Source organism: Paenibacillus sp. FSL H8-0261 (assembly GCF_045040645.1).
Taxonomy (GTDB): domain Bacteria; phylum Bacillota; class Bacilli; order Paenibacillales; family Paenibacillaceae; genus Paenibacillus_AQ.
In genome coordinates this window covers 1,145,069-1,166,577 of record NZ_CP150297.1, presented here as the reverse complement: position 1 = coordinate 1,166,577, position 21,509 = coordinate 1,145,069, and the positions used below count along the sequence as shown (strand labels likewise).

Annotated in this window: 17 protein-coding genes; 7 read left to right on the top strand and 10 right to left on the bottom strand. The window is 43.2% G+C overall.

From position 1 onward, the window contains the following. Positions 1-348: 348 nt before the first annotated feature. Positions 349-2,703, bottom strand: coding sequence for a YhgE/Pip family protein (locus MHI27_RS05045; RefSeq protein ID WP_405175743.1), 2,355 nt, complete (start codon positions 2,701-2,703; stop codon positions 349-351). Between the two features lie 203 nt (positions 2,704-2,906). Then, entirely contained in the window at positions 2,907-3,482 is a 576-nt protein-coding gene (locus MHI27_RS05040) for a TetR/AcrR family transcriptional regulator (RefSeq protein ID WP_179085738.1), read from the bottom strand. Positions 3,483-3,749: 267 nt separating this feature from the next. Between MHI27_RS05040 and MHI27_RS05035 the strand changes: the two genes are divergently transcribed. After that, entirely contained in the window at positions 3,750-4,937 is a 1,188-nt protein-coding gene (locus MHI27_RS05035) for an MGDG synthase family glycosyltransferase (RefSeq protein ID WP_076299152.1), read from the top strand. 69 nt (positions 4,938-5,006) lie between these two features. Here the strand turns inward: MHI27_RS05035 and MHI27_RS05030 are convergent, their stop codons facing one another. The 3 genes from MHI27_RS05030 to thpR form a co-directional block, all read right to left on the bottom strand. Beyond that, positions 5,007-5,690 (bottom strand): metal-dependent hydrolase, encoded by a 684-nt coding sequence (locus MHI27_RS05030; RefSeq protein ID WP_339245178.1) that lies wholly within the window; start codon positions 5,688-5,690, stop codon positions 5,007-5,009. Positions 5,691-5,764: 74 nt separating this feature from the next. Continuing rightward, on the bottom strand, positions 5,765-6,655 hold the full coding sequence (locus tag MHI27_RS05025; protein WP_042185228.1) for a cell wall hydrolase: 891 nt from the start codon (positions 6,653-6,655) through the stop codon (positions 5,765-5,767). 77 nt (positions 6,656-6,732) lie between these two features. After that, positions 6,733-7,335 carry an RNA 2',3'-cyclic phosphodiesterase gene (gene thpR, locus MHI27_RS05020; protein ID WP_379423294.1) on the bottom strand — a complete coding sequence of 201 codons (603 nt, stop codon included), beginning with the start codon at positions 7,333-7,335 and terminating at the stop codon, positions 6,733-6,735. A gap of 88 nt (positions 7,336-7,423) precedes the next feature. Here thpR and MHI27_RS05015 point away from each other — a divergent pair, with 88 nt between their 5' ends. Together MHI27_RS05015 and MHI27_RS05010 are read left to right on the top strand one after the other, a co-directional pair. Beyond that, the gene (locus MHI27_RS05015; RefSeq protein WP_405175742.1) at positions 7,424-8,380 is read left to right on the top strand and encodes a D-2-hydroxyacid dehydrogenase; all 957 of its coding nucleotides are present in this window, start codon (positions 7,424-7,426) and stop codon (positions 8,378-8,380) included. Positions 8,381-8,489: 109 nt separating this feature from the next. Further along, positions 8,490-8,852, top strand: a complete 363-nt coding sequence (locus tag MHI27_RS05010) for a GrpB family protein (RefSeq protein ID WP_405175741.1) — start codon at positions 8,490-8,492, stop codon at positions 8,850-8,852. Between the two features lie 96 nt (positions 8,853-8,948). Here MHI27_RS05010 and MHI27_RS05005 read toward each other — a convergent pair whose 3' ends face one another. Together MHI27_RS05005 and MHI27_RS05000 are read right to left on the bottom strand one after the other, a co-directional pair. Further along, positions 8,949-13,745, bottom strand: a complete 4,797-nt coding sequence (locus MHI27_RS05005) for a glycosyl hydrolase (RefSeq protein ID WP_405175740.1) — start codon at positions 13,743-13,745, stop codon at positions 8,949-8,951. Between the two features lie 318 nt (positions 13,746-14,063). Then, positions 14,064-15,473, bottom strand: a complete 1,410-nt coding sequence (locus tag MHI27_RS05000; protein ID WP_339245170.1) for a dGTP triphosphohydrolase — start codon at positions 15,471-15,473, stop codon at positions 14,064-14,066. A gap of 188 nt (positions 15,474-15,661) precedes the next feature. Here MHI27_RS05000 and MHI27_RS04995 point away from each other — a divergent pair, with 188 nt between their 5' ends. The 4 genes from MHI27_RS04995 (at position 15,662) to MHI27_RS04980 (ending at position 18,473) form a co-directional block, all read left to right on the top strand. Then, positions 15,662-15,967, top strand: a complete 306-nt coding sequence (locus tag MHI27_RS04995; protein WP_052404166.1) for a hypothetical protein — start codon at positions 15,662-15,664, stop codon at positions 15,965-15,967. Between the two features lie 42 nt (positions 15,968-16,009). Beyond that, a complete protein-coding gene (locus MHI27_RS04990; protein WP_042185215.1) occupies positions 16,010-16,633 on the top strand; it encodes a class F sortase in 624 nt (207 codons plus the stop codon). A 166-nt stretch (positions 16,634-16,799) separates the two neighbouring features. Continuing rightward, positions 16,800-17,435 (top strand): polysaccharide deacetylase family protein, encoded by a 636-nt coding sequence (locus tag MHI27_RS04985; RefSeq protein ID WP_231573388.1) that lies wholly within the window; start codon positions 16,800-16,802, stop codon positions 17,433-17,435. A gap of 66 nt (positions 17,436-17,501) precedes the next feature. Beyond that, positions 17,502-18,473 (top strand): helix-turn-helix transcriptional regulator, encoded by a 972-nt coding sequence (locus MHI27_RS04980; RefSeq protein WP_339245167.1) that lies wholly within the window; start codon positions 17,502-17,504, stop codon positions 18,471-18,473. A 174-nt stretch (positions 18,474-18,647) separates the two neighbouring features. Here MHI27_RS04980 and modB read toward each other — a convergent pair whose 3' ends face one another. The 3 genes from modB to MHI27_RS04965 form a co-directional block, all read right to left on the bottom strand. Next, the gene (modB, locus tag MHI27_RS04975; RefSeq protein WP_042185211.1) at positions 18,648-19,310 is read right to left on the bottom strand and encodes a molybdate ABC transporter permease subunit; all 663 of its coding nucleotides are present in this window, start codon (positions 19,308-19,310) and stop codon (positions 18,648-18,650) included. Positions 19,311-19,345: 35 nt separating this feature from the next. After that, a complete protein-coding gene (gene modA / locus MHI27_RS04970) occupies positions 19,346-20,140 on the bottom strand; it encodes a molybdate ABC transporter substrate-binding protein (RefSeq protein WP_405175739.1) in 795 nt (264 codons plus the stop codon). A 231-nt stretch (positions 20,141-20,371) separates the two neighbouring features. Further along, complete coding sequence (locus MHI27_RS04965) at positions 20,372-21,337, bottom strand: helix-turn-helix transcriptional regulator (protein ID WP_405175738.1); 966 nt, start codon at positions 21,335-21,337, stop codon at positions 20,372-20,374. Between the last annotated feature and the right edge of the window lie 172 nt (positions 21,338-21,509).

Genomic DNA, 21,509 nt, shown 5'->3' with positions numbered 1-21,509 from the left:
TTATAAAGTATGGCGTAATCTTTGGAAAATTTTTCAGATTAAAATTTTAATAATTATTCAAGCCAGATTAGTGCTATTATTTTATCACCGGGGTGACAACAGCGCAATTTAAACTTTTTTATGATGCTGATTAACATTTCTTTTTGCGACACAGCTTTAGTGGACAAAAGTTTAAAAAAACTCATCTATGTATAATTATGCATAAATGACGCATAAGAACTTATGCAATGAAAGCGTTTCAAGAATTTTCATCACCCTTGAATGTTTGCAAGAAAAAGGGTTCTATGATTTAAACTCAAAAAAAAAGCGCCTCCCGGAGGAGACGCTTTTTAATTACTTTTTTTCAAATTATACAGTCATAGCTTGTTCACTGTTCATTCCAGCTTCATTGTCCCGACTGCGGGTCATGAAGTAAGCGAAAGTAAGAGCAAGGAACCCAAGACCGAAGATTGCAAGAACACCTACGTCACTCCACATTGCACTGAAGTCCCCTGTAGAAATTACTGATTTAAGACCACTAACTGTGTAAGTCATAGGAAGCAGTGGGTTAAAGAATTTCATCCAGTTCGGGATCAATTCAAGTGGGAATGTTCCGGCACTAGTTGTTAATTGGAAAATAAGAATAACGATAACAACAAAACGTCCCGGTTGATCCAACCAAGTAACAATGGATTGAACTACCCATGTGTAAACTAGACTAGTCAAGAATGTAAATAGGAAGAATAGCGGTACACTTTGTACTTCTAGTCCAAGTCCGTACAATACAACCACAGCAGCCAGCATAGACTGGATAAAGCTCATGATTGAGAACGTAAGCGTACGGCTGATAAAACGATTCATACGGCTTGCGCCTATTACAGCTGATTCACGCATTGGAATAACAATTGTAGAAATCAGTGCACCTACGAACAACCCAAGAGATAAGAAGTAAGGAGCAAACCCTGTTCCGTAGTTTGGTACATGATTTACAACTTGATCCTCAATCACAACCGGTTGTGCGAACATTTCCATCATTTTATCTGACTTATTCACGCTGCCTGTTTTTTCAGCAGCATCGCTAAGCTTAGTTGCCAGTTCTGTTGATCCAGATTTCAGATCATCCATACCATCTTTCAGCTCGCCTGCACCGTCAGCCAGTTTTTTCGAACCATCTGCTACAGCACTAATACCGGAACCTAGTTCGCCTACACCACTTAGCAGTTTTGAGGTACCATCGCCAAGCGCTTTACCGCCTTCAGCCAGCTTGCTGCCTCCAGCTGCAGCTTCTTTAAGCTTCGCACCAAATTGTTGCATCCCTGCATTCAGCTTATTGCCACCTGTTACAAGTGCAGATGCACCTTGTGCCAGTTTTTGCTGTCCTGTCAAAAGCTGTGTGCTACCAGCATTTAATTGCTCTGCTCCATCATGCAACTGAGTTACACCAGCAGCTACCTGCTGTGAACCTGAGTGCAGTTGAGTTGCACCTTGTGCCAGTTGCTCTTGCCCACTGTGGAGTGCAGTAGCACCCTGTGCCAGCTGCTCTTGACTTTGTTGCAGTTGCTCACTACCTTGTGCAACAGCTGCACTAGCTGCTAGGAGCTTCTGTACGGCCGGATTCTGTGCCAACTCAGGACTAGCCTGTGCCAATTGCTGCAAGCCTTGAGCGACCGCTTTAGCGCCCTCAGTAACCTTTGTGCTACCTTCTGCGGAAGCCTGCAAGCCTGCCTCCAGCTTCGCGCTGCCATCCACGGAAGAGGTTAGACCTGCTTCCAGCTTCGCGCTGCCGTCAACTAAAGATTGTGTTCCTGCTTGTAATTTAGTAGTACCATCTACAGCAGACTTCGTACCTGCTTGAAGCTGTGTGGCACCTGTTACAGCTTGCTTCAAGCCGTCACTAAGCTGTTTACTGCCGGCAGCGCTTTGTGCAACGCCATCTTGAAGCTGTGTATGAGCAGCCGACAATTGTTGCAAACCGCCTGCCAAAGTGCTAGAACCCGTTTGAATTGCAGTAGCACCTGAATTTAAATCAGACACACCTTTAGTAAGTGGTTCTACACCATTTTGAAGTTTACCTGTACCATCTGTCAGTACAAGAAGATTATCTTTCAGCTTCAAGGCTCCGTCATCTAGCTTACCAGCGCCATCTGCGATCTTGGAAGCTCCATCTCCCGCCTCGCCCAATCCATCAGAAACTTCTGTAATCTGATTGAATACAGACTCCACATAAGCCTCTGTTACCTTAGCGGATACTTTAGATTTAATTTCTGATACAGCCGTTCCACCGATCTGTCCGGCCAGGAAGTTGTAGCCTTCATTTGGCTCATAAATAATTTTTGCCGGTTGTGGTTCATCATCCAAAAGCGTTGTTGCTTTAGCAGAGAAGTCTTCTGGAACAATAATCGCCATATAATAGGTATTGTCCTTCATTCCTGCTTGCGCTTCTTCTAGTGAAACAAAGTTCCATTGAAAGCCATCGGTTACCTTAAGCTCTTCAACCAGATCATCTCCGGCCTGAAGTTGTTTTCCTTCATAATTAGCACCGACGTCTTGGTTGACAACAGCAACCGGTAACTCATTCATCTTGCCATACGGATCCCAGAATGCCTTTAGGAAGAATCCGCTATACATCACCGGAATAAATAGGATGGCAATCATCGGAATCAGCACCTTTGGATTTCTCAGTGCTGCGCCAAGATCCTTGGTAAATACGGATAATGATTTCATTCTGGTTCTCTCCTTATGAGCTTATGCTCTCTTTAAAATGCTTTGTTTGCGAAATATTACGTAACACTAGGTGACCGTTTTCCCCATCTGGTCAATTTAGGGGATAAAAAAACGCCTTTCGGCTCTTCTTCAATGCCTAAAACAGCTTGGAAATTGTTAAGGGAAAGCAATCTGATCACGCCATCCCTATCCTGAATCAACGCTTACTGTGCCAATCCTTCGGCGAGAAACAAATGAAAGTACATCTTGATCTGTTCCTTGTCCAAGGGAGTATGTGTTTTATTCAGTTCAGCAGTCAATACAATATATAGCCTGAACATGACTACAGATACGATTTTAGGATCGCAAGGTTTGATTTCTCCCTTTTCAAGGGCTTGTTGCACCTCCCGTTCTAAATATTCTAAAACTAAGTTCTCGATCTTCTCGAGCCCTTCTCCTGCCTGCGGCGTTCCGAATTCGCGACTCTCCTGGGAAAGCTTGATGAATAGCTCCTGCTCACTTCGAAATTCCAGCAGGGCATCCAGCACACGATGCAGGTTATCAAAGAAAGGTCTGTCTCGCCTGATCTCGCGATCAGCAATCATCTTCATTTCTACCATCATATCGCGCAGGATCTCATCAAACAATTGCTCTTTGTTTGTAAAAAAGGTGTAGATGGTTCCTTTCCCGACATTTGCGATCTTAGCAACCTGATCCATGGTAGTCGCCTTATAGCCGAATAATGAAAATGATTTTGCTGCGGCCTGAAGCACCTGCTGTCTTCGATCCACCACTGCCACCTGTGCCCACTTCCTTTCTCCAGAAAATATCATTACCGCTGACTATCTGACCACTTTACTAATCCGGTCAATTGGTCATTCATTACTTTAACATGTAGCTTTGCAGTTTGCAATACTTTAGAAAATCTTTTATTTTTTTATTTATTGCAGGGTTTTAACTTTCTATTTACGTCTTATTTGTATAATGTGAGTAGAGAACAGTTTTCCCTCATCTATTTAAGAAGAAATTCCGCATTTCTATTGAAAAGGAAAGTAGCAGGTGAACTTATGCGAAAGAAAAGAGTACTGCTGTTTTCGGAAGGCTTCGGTACGGGCCACACAGGAGCAGCCTATGCTCTGGCCGAAGGAATAAAGCTGCTGAATCCGGATGTCCAGTGCCGAGTCATCGAGCTAGGTAAATTTCTTAACCCGATGGTCGCCCCATGGATTCTTTCCGCTTACCGAAAAACAGTTAGCAGCCAGCCTAAGCTGGTCGGCATGATGTATAAGACACAATATCATAAATCATTGAACCCGTTGACTAAGATGGCACTTCACCGGATTTTTTATACACATGCCTCTCAAGTAATCGAGCAGCTAAAGCCTGATTTGATTATTTGCACACACCCCATTCCGGCCGCTGTCATTTCCAGACTAAAGCGTCGTGGATTGGAGGTCCCGCTGTATACGTTAATTACAGATTATGATGCACATGGTAGCTGGGTAAATTCCGAGGTCAACCGATATCTCGTCTCTACCCCACGCGTCAAATCAATTCTAACAGGCCGAGGGATTGCTCCTGAGCTTGTAACGGTCACAGGCATTCCTGTGCATCCGAAGTTCTGGGAACGATCCAACAAGACGCTGCTCCGCAAGGAACTAGGTCTAGCCGATATCCCTACTGTTCTCATCATGGGTGGAGGCTGGGGACTGATGTTCGGCAAAGAGATTATGAATTCACTCACAGCCAGAATGGATAACATCCAACTCATCTTCTGTATGGGCAGTAACGAGAAGCTTATAGCCAAAATGAAGTCCAATCCAAGGCTTAATCATCCTAACGTCAGGATTCTTGGATACACCAGTGAAATCAATAAACTTATGGATGCTTCCGACCTTCTAATCACAAAGCCTGGCGGTATGACCTGTACCGAAGGTCAGGCTAAGGGAATCCCAATGCTCTTCTATAAAGCTATTCCAGGTCAGGAAGAGAAAAACTGCCAATATTTCGTAGAGCTAGGGCTAGCAGAGGTACTTGACTGTGAGGTAGTGAATAAATGGTTCTCTATGATGCTCCGTGAGTATTCTGTTCTCGAAGAACAGCGTAAACGCCGTCTAGCCCCTGATAAACATCAACCGCAAAGTTGCGCGACTACCGTTCTGCAGATGTTAGGCAACCCCGCAGACAAAACAGCTGATATCAGAGGAGCAAGATCTCAAGCCCGAGGCGAAGAGCCTGTGTGCATTACACCATAAAGAAAAGCAGGTAGCCAGGGAAATTCCCGGCTATCTGCTTTTTTTGTATAGACATGTAATCAGGATTTATTAAATTTCTATACTTTCACCAGCTTTAAGCGGGAATCCCTCTATCCCCTCTTGTCGCAGACGATTACAGAAATCCATAGCATCCTGAGCAATATCCGGAAATGTATTGTAATGAAGTGGTATGACCTTGTCCGCTTGAAGCCAGCGCGCAGCAAGGAGCGCATCATCCGGTCCCATGGTCAGCATATCGCCAATTGGCAGAGCCGCCAAATCAATCGCAGTTCTTTCACCAATCAGACGCAGATCGCTGAATAGTGCGGTATCACCTGCATGGAATAACGTCTTCCCCTCAATCGTCAATAAAATACCTGCGGGTTGTCCAGCATAAATCCAAACGTCGCCTTCCTGAATCGATGAGGAATGAAACGCCTGAGTATATTTAACGGTAATGGCATCATAAATATGACTGCCGCCTATATTCATATGTTTTACCTTGGCACCCTTCATTCGGCAGTATTCTGCAAGCTCAAAAACAGCAAAGATCGGACAATCATTCTGTTTGGCAATTTGCACAGCATCACCTAAATGATCCGAGTGACCGTGAGTCAGCAGGACAGCATCTACAGTAATGTCATCAGGTGAAATACCGGAGTTCGGATTTCCTGACAAAAAAGGGTCAATAATAACTTTCGCTTGCTCTGTTTCTACCAGCAGCGCTGAGTGTCCGTAATAAGTGATCTTCATGACAATTCTTCCACCTCCAGGGTTATATAGTCCAGTTTACCCTATAAATAGCTGAGGTTCACAGATAAGGTCAATTATTTATAAAACGTATGATTACCAATGGTCTTCACATACTCCTGCGAATGATGTACGGTAAGATCCTGCGCAAGCTTAAGCGATAGGAAAAAATAAGTACTATCGGGAACTTCCTTCACCCCAGAGAGCGCTGCGTTCACCGCTTTAATACTATCATCATTAGGCTTGACACGTTTAAGACGCCCGTTAGCTACAGGACTGAATTGATGCTTTTGATAAATGACCTTATATATCGTGTCGGGGAAATTGGCTGACCGTAGCCTATTCAGAACAACGTTGGCAACTGCCACCTTGCCCTGGTACGGTTCACCTTCCGCCTCTGCCATTACAATTTTTTGTAGCAGAAGCAGTTCTTCTTCGGATACTGCGTAGCGCCGGGTTGCTTTACTTTGCTGCTCCTGGCTTAATAGCTCGGTCCGAGAGAAGTATAATGTTGTGAGGGGATTTTTCTGAGATGCCGAGACTGTCTTAACCACAGTCTGAGCGCTCTTTTTCGCTGTCGCTTTCTGCGCAGCTGAATTAGATTGTGCCACATCAGCCTTTACCCGAACTATGGAAGCCTGCGATGTATTTTGTGGCTTTATTTTATTCTTACTAAGCCATTCCACACTCTGCTCTGGTTTCCAAGTGGAACTGAACAGGTTAACTGTGCTGTAAAGCTTATTCATTTGTGAAACTTTTGTAGAGCCCCTCGTCTTACTAGATTTTGATTCTTCTTGCAAATAATTAATTACTGATGCTCGGCTGGTGGATTGCAGCTTATCCATCTGCAGATTATCTATTTTCCCCTCGGCAACCTGATTAGGCTGCATTAAGCTTATGGCAGAGAAACACACTAGTATAACGCCAACAAGCAACGCGATACAGCGGTTTTGTTTAAAGATTAACATGATATTCCTCCTATTTCACGGCACATTCCTATTGTATGTAACCGAAAACGGAAGCTTTGAAAACTTAAATACCGATTTTAAAATGTAATATTTTCAATCATTTCATACATAGGAATGGCATACATTCTGGTAGCATACAACACAAAACTATCAATCGTCCAGTCTCTATGAAAGATTTTTGATCTTTTTTCATCATCCAATTTCAGTAAATTTTCCAGCAATTTATCATCAAATGAAATTTTTCCAAGGTACTTTCGAGCCACTGTGAGATGTGGTTTGTACTCCCTGGATTCGGCCGAAAAACCTAAAGGAAGTGTAGCAGTGTGTACTCTCGCAGCCAGTAAATTCAGCTCTTCTAGTTCGCCAGAAACCCCTGCCCATAAAACTTTTGGAGCCTTTGGCAGACCAAATGTATTCCATTTGTCTAAGGATAGTTTGAAGGGGCGGCATTGCTCTGACATCTGCTTCAACGACATGATTAAATCCGGGATTTTCGTCTTTGGGGTGTCTCCTAAAAATTGCAGGGTAATATGATAATCCTCTGGATGAGTCCATTTTGCAAAATGAAACTTTTGAGATAGGTTAGAGCACTCTTCCGCCACAACTTGCCCAAGTTCTGCGGGTAATTTCACAGCAATAAATAATCGTTCTGAATCTTTATCCGACACGTTAGCATCCATATCAATTTCACCTTCTCCTATAGATTTGGTATCCTTATCCTATAACATTATCCATTTTCATCAAACCTTAGAGCAGGAGGAATACATCATGACTAAGTCCATAGTATGTCTACAACCACTGACAGCCGAGCAACAAGAAAGAATCAAAGCAGCAGCCCCCGGTTATACATTCATACAAGGTGACGGCAAAAATCCGGATTTACAGCTGCTAGCTGATGCTGAAATCGTAATCGGCTGGGCTAAAGGCATCGCCGATACGCTTCTTCGTCCAGATTCGCCCCTTCGCTGGGTCCAATCCTGGTCTGCTGGAATTGAGAAGCTCCCGTTAGAGCGTTTTAAGGAACGTGGAATCCTATTGACTAGTGGGAGCGGAGTGCATGCCGAGCCTATTTCTGCGGTAATCTTTGGCTTCATGCTTCTCTTCACACGTAATTTGCATACAGCCGTTCGCAATCAGATCAACCGCTACTGGAATTCTGACGGAAGTGAGAGTGAATTGTTCGGAAAGACAGCCGTTATTGTTGGAACTGGAGCCATCGGCAGCGAAACTGCCAGAATCGCTAAAGCTTTCCGGATGAAGACGATCGGAGTAAGTCGCTCAGGCAAGCCACTCGCTGATTTTGATCAAGTATATACCACTGACCATCTGCCAGAAGCTGTGAGCCAAGGCGACTTCATCATCAATATTCTCCCTATCACCGATGAAACTAAGCAATTATTTAATACTGCAATCTTCTCTGCCTTTAAACAAGGCTCCTATTACATTAACGTTGGACGTGGAGCAACTACTGATACTGAGGCTCTAATCCACGCACTGAATCGCGGTCAGCTTCGTGGTGCGGGATTGGATGTATTCGAAACCGAACCCCTCCCGCAGGATCATCCACTTTGGACTATGGAACAGGTAGTCATCACTCCTCATTCTGCTGGCATAACCGATCAATACGCTAATCGAATCGTAAATATTTTTACCGAAAATATAAATTCCTATTTATCTACTGGCACTCCATCCCTAAATCTCGTTGATTATGCCCGCCAATATTAAATTTAGTATTTGATTATTAAGAACACTTGTTCTATAATAAAAAAATCCAGGAATCAAGCATAAAGAGAGGTTAGCGAAATAGATGTTACTGTACACAATACAATGAGGAATGGAATCTTATCTTCCAAGAAGATCTCGTAAGATTAAAGAGATCTTCGCTGATGCACTTATTGATATTCACCATATGGGCAGCACTTCTGTTCCTGGGCTAAAAGCTAAACCAATCATTGATATGATGTCTGTTGTACGAAATATCGAAGTCATTGATGACTTCAACGCGCAAATGACAGAGCTCGGTTACGAATGTATGGTCGAGTTCGGTATGAGTGGCGAGGCAGCAGAACAATACGGTAATCTAAAAGAGGATCTTGCGAATCAATTTCCGAAGGACATTGAAGCTTATATGGATGGGAAAGAAGCATTTGTCACCGAACTAGAAAGAACAGCGCTTGAATACTATTCAAATCTTTAACTATAAACTGATCATACAAAATAGTCCCTGCATATCTATTAGGCAATCCTAATGGACATGCAGGGACCCTTATTTCACACCTGGATCGCAGCGCGCTTAATTAGAAGCTATGATCTCGTCAATATAAGCTGTAGCGGTTCCAGCCGTAGAAGGTGTAACAAACTGAATGCCAATGGCATCTACTTTCTTCAAATTCTCAGGCGATAGAATGGAATTGTTGCTGAGATCAATCGTGAACTCCGTGAATCCATCCTGAGCAGCTATCTTCGCACCCGAATCTACCCATACTGCATAGCCACCTAATTGAAGAAACAGCTTCGCTTGAACATCAGGCTGGTCAGAGGCGATTCTAACTTTAGCAGTAAGCTTGGAGAATGAGCTCAGATCAAGTGCAGCTACTTTTGATGCTGCTATAAAAGGATCTTTATCCTCTCCATTCCATGCGAAATCAAGCTTCAAAGATTGATTACCTTCAGCATATACATCAGAAGATACTGTGGCTGTACCAGAATTGATAGCCCAACCGTCATTCCCCGTCTCGAAGCCATAGTGAACATCCGGGACAGCTTTCTCCAGAGATACTTCCTTCAAATAAAGCTTCGCAGTTCCTCCATCATTGGAAACATCCTCAATTTTAATCCCAATCGTCTTTACAGCAGCCAAATCTACGCCCACCCCTGCTGCTGCAGTAGGCAGGGAAATAGATAAGGTCGTATAACCGTTAGAATCTACAGGCACAGGATCACCGCTGTCGCTCCATTTCCAGTCCGCACCTGTCTTGATGAATAGACGTGCTTTAGCTGCACCACTCGAGAGCTTAACCTTAGCGCTGATCGTATCCAGCCCTGTAATATTCAGCTTCTCAGGATTAATAGCAAGTTCGAAGGATTCTTTGGAGCTGCCATTTGTATCATTGCCAGTATTAATCAAATCAAATTGTACACTTGCCGCTTCTTCATTGGCATCAAATACTGGAGGTTGAGCGTTGGCAGACGAACCGTTGGTTGTAGCCCATCCTGCAATATCAGCTTCTGTAGCGAAGGCGTACAACACGCCAGGCTCATGTCCCTGGGAACCTCCATTTCCTTCTTCCGACATATCCGGAAGTGTCCCGTCATAGACCGCTTGAATATCGTCAAAGTAGAGCGAACCTTCGTGGCTCTGTCCGTCCATCGCATTCACATACAAATTAAAGCTCTGAACTTGCTTCAATCTTTCCTGTGTAAGCTGTCCGGCTTTTCCCCAGCTCATCTCCGTCAAATTCTTCAAACTTAATACTATTTTACCGTTCTTGTCTGGATTAATGACCGGATAGGCTTCGAAATATCCTCCATCAATGACAAGCTGCACCACTAGCTTAAGCGGCTCACCTTTCTCAGCATAAGCGTTGTCTCCATCGGAAGCTACCCACATACTGAGTGCATTATAGTCGGACCAGTCCAGCGAACCCAGACTTTTACCTACTCCGGTATAACCTGCATTATTAATCGTATAGTGCAGTTTCATTCCGTAATCCCCGGATGCCTTATGTTCGGAGCTTAAAGATACGCTCACATCATCTCCGCCAGCCTTAGGATATTTGGCTATCAGTGCTTCATCACTTGAGCCATAAGATTCAAAATTATCTACCAGTGCTTTGTCAGCAACAGGTGCAGTATACGTATTATAAAGACCGATATTATCTACATAGATTGGCAATTCACCTTTCACTTCCAAACCACTGCCAACCAGAGATATCGCTAGACCAGTGGCTTCGGTTGATTTAGCGGCATTATCCAGATCAATCGAAACATCAAATTTATAATACTGTGATCCACTCACGTTAACTTTCTCAAGATCGGACAAAGATTTATAGGATGAGTCCATGCCATACTTTGTATCCCAATCTGGTGGCAACTGAATGACACTGCGTACCGCAGCATTGTTAGCCTCATTCTGTGCAGCCTCCGGAATTAACACGGAGAACTTCACACGTGTAACTTGAGACAGATCCACTCCATCCAATGCAAGATCATTCAATTGCAGCTTCAATTCCTGCCAAGTATCCTCAGCAGACAGCCCTTCAGTAATGTTAATAACTAGCTTACCGTCAGCATCTAGTGACGCATGCTGCAAGACCGTCTTGATCGTCTCTGCGTTATTGGCGAGCCCTGACCAAGTACCATTGTTTTGGATTTGCTCCAAATCCTTGTCAGTATCAAAAGTAAGTACCTTTATTGGCGCTTCATTGATTTTTAAGAATACAGAATTAGTCTGTGCAAGTGTAGCATCTCCAGTTCCATATGCCCTCACTGTAATCTCTGCTGAACTGCCATTCAGACAAGCGTCTGGCTGCCATGAAGCGCTATAGTAGCCGTCTGTACCGAGCGTCATTTCCACCTCTACTCCAGAATCACCCACAGTATAAGTCACTTTGCTAGGCACTGCATTGAGTACCTTGGCCCGAATGATGGTCACGGCATCTGTTACTGTACTGATATTATTCGGAGTTACAATGTGGAGGAAAGGTTTCTTTCCTGCCACTTCAACCTCGAGATTGTACTTATTATCTTCTTTCACATCACTCGCAAAAGCCGTGAAATCATCTTTATAAAAATTCACAAAATCAGGAAGCAACTCATGATCTGCTTTATTAGGAACATTCTTATAAGGAACATACAAATTATTACCTTCACCAAAGTTCGCCCAAGTCAGCATATAAGATATTTTTGCCGCATCAGGGTCAGCCTTGATCGCATTCAATACTTTAGTGAACCATTCAAGCTCATTATTGCCTGTTGTTTTCATACCAGCAGCACTATAACCATACTCAGATAGGGTAACAATCTTACCTTTGTCTTGAGCAAGCTGAGAAATCATCTTAAGGTCTTTAACAAGACCACCCAGGAAAGCCTCCGAACCCGCATTCTCCTTGTTGTCATACTGATCCATTCCAAGAATATCAACAAATTGATCACCTGGATAAGTCGTTAAATATTCACTTTCATTTCCATTAAAAGATCCGTTTGGTGAGAATACATAAAGGAAGTTATGAACGCCTTTAACATCACGTAGGTATTCAACTGTATATCTGTACAGTTCCGCGTATTCACTCTTTGTCGTTGTAGCCGCACCCCACCAGAACCAACCTCCATTTTGTTCGTGGAAAGGACGGAACAGAACTGGAATCAGGTTGCCATCGTCATCCTTAAGATTGTTCGCAAAATCAGAGATGCGATCTAGATATTTATTAAACTCTCCATTCTTATCTCCGCCCGGCAAAATACGTGATACTACCGAGCGCGTTGCTCCTTTGGAATTCCCTGTATCGTTAAAGCTTCCACCCGTAACAAAATTGTACGGATGTGTACTTAGCGTTACAATACCACCCAAATCATGAGCCTGCTTCATGGCAGCGGATAATCCTAATCTACTCGCTTCATAATCTCCGCTAACTCCAGGAGGATTCTCATATCCATCTAAACTAAGGGTGTCCCAACCAAAAACCCCAGGATAATCACCAGTGGAGCTGTATACGTCAGAAATAACATTTCCGTTCTTATCCTTTCCGGCAAAAGAGACGGTAGTATCATGCTGATGACCGAACATAACTTGTTTGCCGCTCATGCTATCCAGATAAGCAAATAACGATTTGGTAGCAGCCGATGCATCTACGTCAACGATATGAACCCCAGCTTCTGGTGTTGCCGTTGGAGCAGCCGTTGCTGTAGGTTCCGGAGTAGCCGTCGGTACTGGCGTTGCTGTAGGCTCTACACTAGTACCACCTGAGCCCCCAGGCGCCGGTGCACTTGTTCCCTGTCCTACAAGAACTCCATCCTTCACAGTGTATGTTCCTTCTACTATAGTCACTCCATTTAAGACTACAGAGGAAGCACTTACTACAAGCTTGCTAATGGTACCCTTTGTTGTAATCAACGTTCCCGTTGCACCGTTACCAATCACAAGCTGATCGATTGTAGAACCTGAGCCTACTTCTATAATAGAAGCACTATCAATAGTCAGTTGAGTGATGACCGTACGATCCTCTATAACGACCCGAACTTTTCCTTCAGGACGATTCACTTTTACAACAGCGAATTTAGAATTTTTTAAATGAATCGAATGCTCGCCACCACCAGATATAAGTACATTACCTTTTACTGTTGCATTCTCCAAGACACCCTCACCATCACCAATACCGGAGGTAAAATAAAGGTTGCCTGATGCAGCTACATTCTTTAGTTCAACCCCACTTTGGTTAATGACAATATTCCCATGGATATCTCCCCCAGTGAATGTACCGGCTGTGTTGTAGTAGCCGCTAATCAATCTGTCAACGATAGTGACTACCTCCGCCCTTGTAATTGGGTCGTTCGGACGAAATGTACCATCTGGATATCCGGATAGAATTCCACTCAATGCTAGGGTAGCCTCTTTAGCGTAAGCGCTGATGGATGCTTGGTCTGTAAAGGCACTCGCTTTAGTGCCTGGCTCCAATGAAAAAACAGAAGCAATTAATGTTGCAGCATCTTGACGAGTTACTTCAGTATCCGCTTTCGCTTTATTATCAGGAAAACCTTTGTAATAGCCAGCTTGCTTCGCTATAGATAAAGCGCTTGCATACCAAGCTTTAGCAGGTACATCCGAGAATGACATTTCCGAAAGAGTGCTAAATCCAAATAGCTTATTAATAATACTTACAAGCTCAGCACGCGTTACTTTATGATCCGGCTTAAAAGAGCCGTCCGGATAACCTTGAATAACACCATTACCCTGCCATTTCTCTACACTTTCTCCAGCCCAGTGCGCCTTGAGGTTTTCATTTGTTTTTCCGTTAGCTAGCGCAGGCACAGCCATTGTAACGAGCATTACTGCTGTAAGAAATAGAGCAAAGCTTTTTTTGAACCTCTTCATTCGTTTTACCCTCCCGTTTTGTAAAGGTTTTCATTATTACTCAAGCAGAAGATTCGACTCCTTTATCAACCTCCCCATTTATTACCAATAACAATTTAGTTATTATATTAGCACCAAAGTAGCAAACAAACAATAACTTATTTTTATAAATAGCTATTTTGTTATAAAAAACACTGAATTTCAGGGTTAACAAACATAAATATAGTCAGATTAATAATAACAAAACACTAACAAAATATTCCCCGTTCTATAAAAAACAAACAAAAGGCCAGTCTCCAATGGATTGGAGGCTGGCCTTAACTTAATCTTCTCTTTTATCTAATCCAAGTCATAAATCGATCCGACTTTCAACCCGTATAGCTCATTGTATATCTTCTCAGCAAAGGCATCCGTCATCCCTGCGATATAATCAATCACCATATGTTCCCACGTCCAAATAGGATTCGCTTGTTTCTGATCCTTCTCAAAGCGTTGCAGCCAGTCCGATGGAATAATGGCTTTGGATGTCTGCGGATCAAGAAAAGCTCCCCATAGACGGCGCAGAATCCATTCACTACGTTTCTGAAGCCGCTGTACTCGTAAATCACGAATCATCGTGACCCAAGCGAAGCTTTTCAGCACACTTACGGTCCGTAGCATATCCTCATCTTCTTTTCCTTCCTTTATAAAGGTGACCTTCTTCCAGTCTCCATCAGGAATCACCCCAAGACTTGCGACAAAGGTGCTAACCCAATAAGCCTTAACTTCACGCCGAGTTCTGGAATAGTCGTTCTCGCAGGTTGGCATCTTTTCCATCCATACTCGAAGAAATGAACTAAGCACCTCTTCGACCTTAGCGCGGATACCTTCCTCCTCCCAGCCCTTCCAGAAGAAATCCTCTAACGTTGAAATTTTCTCTACGATCAGCCGCTGAATATAGGAATCATGCATAAAGTGTTCATGCACTTCAATCTTTCCAGCCTTAATTCCATCCTCCAAATCATGTGCAGAATAAGCGATATCGTCGCAAAGGTCCATCAGCTGAGCTTCCAACGTTTTCTTACCTGCTGGAATTCCCCACTCTTTGCGAATCTCCGAAATATATGCCCATTCGTGAAGGTACATCCCCTTCTTCAGTGAGGTGCCAGGAAACGGATATTTATTAATTCCGAGAAGCACTGCATCCGACAGATTTAATCCATCAATGTTCTCCCGCTTCTCCAGAAACATAATCAGCCGATAATTATGGGCATTGCCTTCAAAGTGCTCATAGCGCTGCTTCATCTGCTCATGAATGAGCAGCCTATCTGCACCCGTTGCTCCAGATTGCAGAGCAGCCTCATTCGTCTTCTTTTCAATAAGCTGGTCCAGAATGTTATCTAGTACCTCTTCCCCTTTATGTCCGAAAGGAGGATGACCAAAATCATGAGCAATGGCCGCGCATTCTACAACCTCTGGATCTATTACAAGTCCTGGGTTCTCAGCTTTACTTGTCTCCACCTCTGGATAAGATCTAAGCAGACTTTTCGCTGCCTCACGAGCAATCTGAGCGACTTCAAGCGAATGAGTTAGACGCGTCCGGTAATAATCACCCGTGCCAGCCCCGAACACTTGAGATTTGCCTTGCAGCCTACGAAAAGTAGGCGAATGAATCAAGCGTGAATAATCACGCTCATAAGCAGCTCTCGACGTTTCTAGGCGGGTAATTTCCGGATATTGCCGGTGTTCTCTTTTTTCAATAAGTGTCATATTCCCACCCCTAACCAAATGTCTATATATTGAACTTCATTATAAGGCATTTTCATAACAATTTTCACATCAAAATACAACGTTATCCCAATCCCAAACTGCAATGGAAGCAATCCACCAATCTAAAAGCAATTGAAATGGAGATATTAATCTTCGTAGGCAAAAAACATCTAGGAGGAATCCACTAAATGATTATGAAGAAATTGTCCGTAGCTCTTTTATCCACTTGCTTGATGCTATCCGTTGCTTCTGCGGCTTCTGCTTCTGCTGCACCAACCGAAACGAAACATGAGAAAAAAGTACATGCTGAAAAAATGAAGAAAGAAAAAGAACATAAAATGCATGAAAAGAAAATGCATATGAAGAGCCACTCCACTAAAGGAATTCATGCAAAGAGCATGAAGGCTAAAAGCATTAACACTAAGAGCATTCACATGAAAGCAACAAAAATGCCAAAAACAGGCCATGGCGGTGCTAGCGAACAAACTGAATAGGGAGGATGAAAGAGGGGGAATCCCCTCTTTCTTTTCTTACACATGAAAAAATGGATATCTTCATTTATATTAACCTTCATCACTTTAACCACTGCCAGTTGTACTGACTCACATTCGCAGGAAAGCAGACCAGACACGAAGTCACTACAAACACAGCAGCAAGAAACGATAACTCCTACTAAAGCTATTCAAAAGATCGATATTAAACCATCATTACCCAAACCTATCCTGCCTACTCAGCTTAGCATTCCAGCTATTAAAGTAAGCGCCAAAATAGAGACCGTTACATTGCTTCCAGATGGACAAATGGACGTCCCTAAGGATAGCAATATTGCAGGAATTCTGTACCCAGGAATATTACCAGGTGCTAAGGGAAATGTAATTTTAGACGGGCATGTGGATAGTTATATTGGTCCAGCTATTTTTTTCAACCTCAAAAAGCTTAAGCACGGTGATGAAATAACGGTATCCAATGCGGACGGGCGAAAACTAACTTATATTGTAGAGTCTGTAGAAATCTTCACCACTGCTGAAGCACCCTTGGAACGAATTTTTGGAAAGTCTACTGAAGCCAGAATGAATCTTATTACTTGTACAGGGAGATATAGCAGAAAGAAGAAAGAACATGAAAAAAGGCTGATTGTCTTTACAAAACTGAAACTATGAATATTTTGACCCTCCAAAGGAGCATTCTAAAATAAAAAAAACAGGTGAATTCATGAAAACTAGCAGCAAAATTATGATGACTACCCTCTCTCTCTTGTTATGCTTCACGAACTCCGCTCTAGGTAGCCCGAGCAAGAACCGCGACTACTACGAAAAAAGAGGAGACATGATTTGGGAAGTACATACTAACCAAAAAGTGATTGCATTAACGTTTGATGACGGTCCTGACCCTTCTGAAACCGATCAAATATTAAAGGTATTGAGTCAATATCATGCGAAATGCACCTTCTTTGCCATAGGAAAAAGAATTGCAGCGTATCCAGATGTGGCGAAACGAGTCATTTCCGAAGGACATGAATTAGCTAACCATACCTACAATCACGTCTATTTTAGAAAACCTATTAATAAAGCCCAGTTTGAGCGGGAGCTTAATTTAACCGAAGAAGAAATCATAAAGGTTTCTGGAAAGCATAGTGCTTTGTTCAGACCCCCGGGTGGCATGTATGACGAGACACTAGTTGATACTTCAAATAACATGGGCCTAAAGCCTATTTTATGGTCCTGGCATCAAGATACACGTGACTGGAATCGCCCTGGCGTGCAGAGTATCGCGAACAAGGTTATTCGAAACGCACATAATGGTGATATCGTCCTGTTTCATGATCATGTGCATGGACAATCTCAAACCAGAGAAGCGCTCAAAATTATTTTGCCGGAATTAGAAAAGCAAGGTTTCCGATTTGTCACCGTTTCAGAATTAATCAAATTATCCAATACACAGCAGGCAGGTAAAGCACAATAGCCTAATTGCACAGGACTTCAAAATAAGGTAGTCTTGTCCTATTATGAAGTTCTGGAGGCTTTTGTCATGTCTGATAACACATCCTATACGACTGAGGAAATTGCCCGTTTACTGAAGATCTCGAAATTAAAAGTATATGATCTGATTAAAAAAGGGGAGCTTCCCTCCTACCGTGTAGGAAAACAGATGCGTGTGGATCAATCCGATTTAGAAGCCTACAAACAGAATGCTCGAAGTGGCATGACCCTATCGACATCGCCGCTGACTTTTGCTGGAGCAAATCTAACACAAGTTGCCACACATTCTGGCCAATTTAATAGTAAAGCTACAGGACACAGCCTCGTGATTACGGGTCAGGATATGTCACTCGATATTCTAGCCACCTATTTGGAGCGTTGCCTGCCCACTGAGCGCCCTCTTCGTTCTTACGCTGGCAGTCTAGATAGTCTGATTGCCATGTATCAGGGCGAGTCGGACATCGTCAGTACGCATCTGCTCGACGGGGATACTGGAGAATATAACCTTCCCTATATTCGTAAAATCCTTGTAGGCTTCTCTTATGTTGTAGTGCGTCTGTTGACCCGAAGTGCAGGATTGTATGTTCAAAAGGGAAATCCTAGAGGTCTTCATGAATGGTCTCATCTGCAACAGGATGGACTTACACTGATTAATAGAGAACGAGGCGCTGGTGCACGTGTGTTATTGGATGAGCAACTCCGATTGCACGGCATTCCTGCCGCAAGCCTATCTGGATATGCGCAGGAGGAGAATAGTCATTTGGCAGTCGCTGGTAAAGTGTCACGAGGAGAAGCCGATGTGGCCATCGGTACTGAGAAGGCTGCTCAGATTGTCGACGGCGTTGATTTCATTCCCTTGATTCAGGAGTGTTATGATCTAGTGATGCTCAAGACACCGGGAAATGAGCACTGGATCACCACTGTGATTGATATTTTACGCTCGCCAGCCTTTCAAAGTGAGCTTGGGTCCATTCACGGATATGATCTCACGGAAACCGGGACGATTATTTACGAAACCTGATAGTCACAAGCTTGCTTCTTATTAAAGAGGTTTTGTTTTAACGGTGCGTTTCTAAAGAAAAAAAACCTAGTCCATCCCAGGTTACTCCTGGATGGGCTAGGTTTTTTTAAATTTATCAAGATTTCCAATCGACATTCCCACTGAGGTCAGCGGAGCGATCTCTGTCGAGCATAATTAAGTACGCCGGTTCACAAACATCAACATCACAGCAGACATAACAATAATGGAGCACACCCACATCCAAGCAAGGGTCATGTTGCCGCCATCCACCGCGACATAGATCGCTGTAGGTACAGTCTGCGTGCGGCCAGGAATATTTCCAGCTACCATGATCGTTGCGCCAAATTCTCCTAAACCGCGGGCAAAACCTAGAACATACCCAGCAGCGAGTGATCGACCTGCAAGGGGCAATGTGACATAACGCAGTACCTGCAGTTCGCTCGCTCCCTGCGCACGCGCCGCATCTTCAAGATCCGCTTCCACGCCTTCAAAGCCCGCCTTCACCGTACGGTAAACGAGAGGAAAAGCTACGACAACTGCAGCGATAACCGCAGCCCCCCATGTAAAAAGGATCGTATGCTCCGTCATTTGTTCATACCATCTGCCAATCCAGCTGCGACGACCTAAGACGACCAACAACACAAATCCGACAACTGTCGGCGGCAACACAAGTGGAAGCAGCATTACCGTCTCGACCAAGCTATAACCAGGGAACTTGCGACCTGCCATAGCCTTAGCCGCGGCCGTTGCAAGAATAAATACAATGATGCTGGTAATTACTGAAATTTTAACGGAAAGCCATACCGGGGCGAAGAAATCAGTCCAATTTATTTCCATCCTTATTCACCCCGCTTCTACTTATGATTTCTTATTTAAGGAAGCAAGAAGCCATAGCTTGCAAAAATATCACTAGCCTCTTTGCTTTGAAGATAATTGTAAAATTCTTTAGTTTCCTTTTGATTCTTTGAATCCTTCACGATACCCGCCGGATAATTAATAGCTTTGTGAACATGCGGGCCTACAGTAAGGGCGATCTTCGTCTTTTTTGAAGTCAATGCATCTGTCTTATATACAAAGCCTGCATCGACATTCCCCGTTTCGACGTAAGACAGAACCTGACGTACATCCTTCGCAAATACAAGTTTGTTTTGCAGCGTATCCCATACCTTCTTCGCAGTTAACGATTGCTGAGCATATTGGCCAGCGGGCACAGATTCAGGCTGCCCTACCGCTACCTTCTTAAAGGATTTATCCGTAAGTTGAGCGATTGTATTTAATGAAGCTTTTGAATTCGAAGGTACGACTAGAACCAACTGATTCTTAAGCAGAACCTTATGGTCAGAGATCAGTCCAGCATCCACTAACGCATTCATCTGTTTATCCCCTGCAGAGAAGAACAGATCCGCCGGAGCACCCTGCTCAATCTGCTTCTGTAATGTGCCAGATGCAGCATAATTAAAGACCAAATCAATATCGGGATGCTTCTTCTCATAGAGAAGCGCCATTTTATCTAAGCTATCCTGCAAGCTGGCTGCAGCGGATACTATAATCTCTGTCTTCTTGGCGGCTGCCTCTACCTCCAACCCTGCGCCCACAGATAAATTCACAACCAAAAAAATTGCTAATACACCAAAGATCCTGACTGACCATTTCTTAAACATTTCCATTCCTCCCATTTTCACATGTATATATGTAGATGCTATTCTAGCATACGTTTTTTCGATTTTCTATAGATTGAGTTGTGTTTGGATATGTTTAGTTATATATTGTTATAATTAGATAGTTAGAAATGAGTATCTTGGACTTACTCGCAAAAAAAGGATGCCACCGGCAACCATTTAAATGGTTGCTCAAGCACCCCATCTTTCGAATTGAACGAAGGTCAAATGAGCGTATCACTATTTATAGTGCGAACTCCATTTTTCCAACTGCTGCCTGATTACTTCACGATAATAGTACGGTTCAATGATTTCCGCTTCCTCTTCGAATCTCTTAATCCAGCGGACAAATCCTATATCTTGTTCCACGGCAACCTTAAAGTGAAAGCATCTAGATTGACGATCCACTTTACTTGGCTTAAAAGGCAATTCGTCCTTCTTAATTCCTTCCATTACCCGTTCCGAGAATTTCACTTTGAATTCTACCTGTAAACTATCCCTATCGAGTGACCATTTCTGCTTCATAAAGGCTTGCACATCAAACGCTTCCTTCGAAAAAAAACGATTTAATGGCTTCACATTAGAAAAATCGTTGATATGATATGTACGAATAACACCCTGACGATGACAAAATCCAATGAGATGAAAACGACTTTCCAGCGGGACCAGACAATAAGGATCAATGGTGATCCCTTTCTCTTCTAATGCATTCTCACTATAATTCGCTTGAATACTCTTTTGCTTTAATAAAGCCTCCAGGATCGGAGTAAGAAATGAGTGTTGTTCCATATGTGAACTGCTTCTTTCTGCCCACCCCACCCCTACTTCTCTTCTTGCACGTTCTATTGTTTCTTCTCTCTCCGCCTTACGTTTATATTCAGCTGCGACTACTTTTTCATACGCGCTTTCAAAATCTATGGGTAATGCTGGTTTTATATCTTTCATAATATAGCGTAATTGCGAAAATGCGTTTGCTTCTTCTTCCGACCAATCCAAGGGATAGAGTGCAAAATTCCCAATAAAAGCATAACCTTTTCCATGCCCCAGGTGGGTTATGGGAATATGCATGGCGCTAAGCGCGTCCATATCCCGGTAAATCGTTCTCTCGCTGTTGCCGCAGCGTTCCGCCAATTCGCGGGCTAATATCCCTGGCTTGGCTTGAACAAGTGTAATAATGCGCATCAGTCGGATTAATCGGTCTGTCATATTCAGTTCCCCTTGATTTATGGTTAAATAGACCCATTATTTTATGAAAAAAAGTAAAATTGTGATAGAACTTTTTTACTATGTTACCACATTTTATATTACAATTCTTCTTATAATTTTCCGCCGAATCCGCTGAAAAATCCAATTTATGTATAGGTCTTTTTTCGCTTAT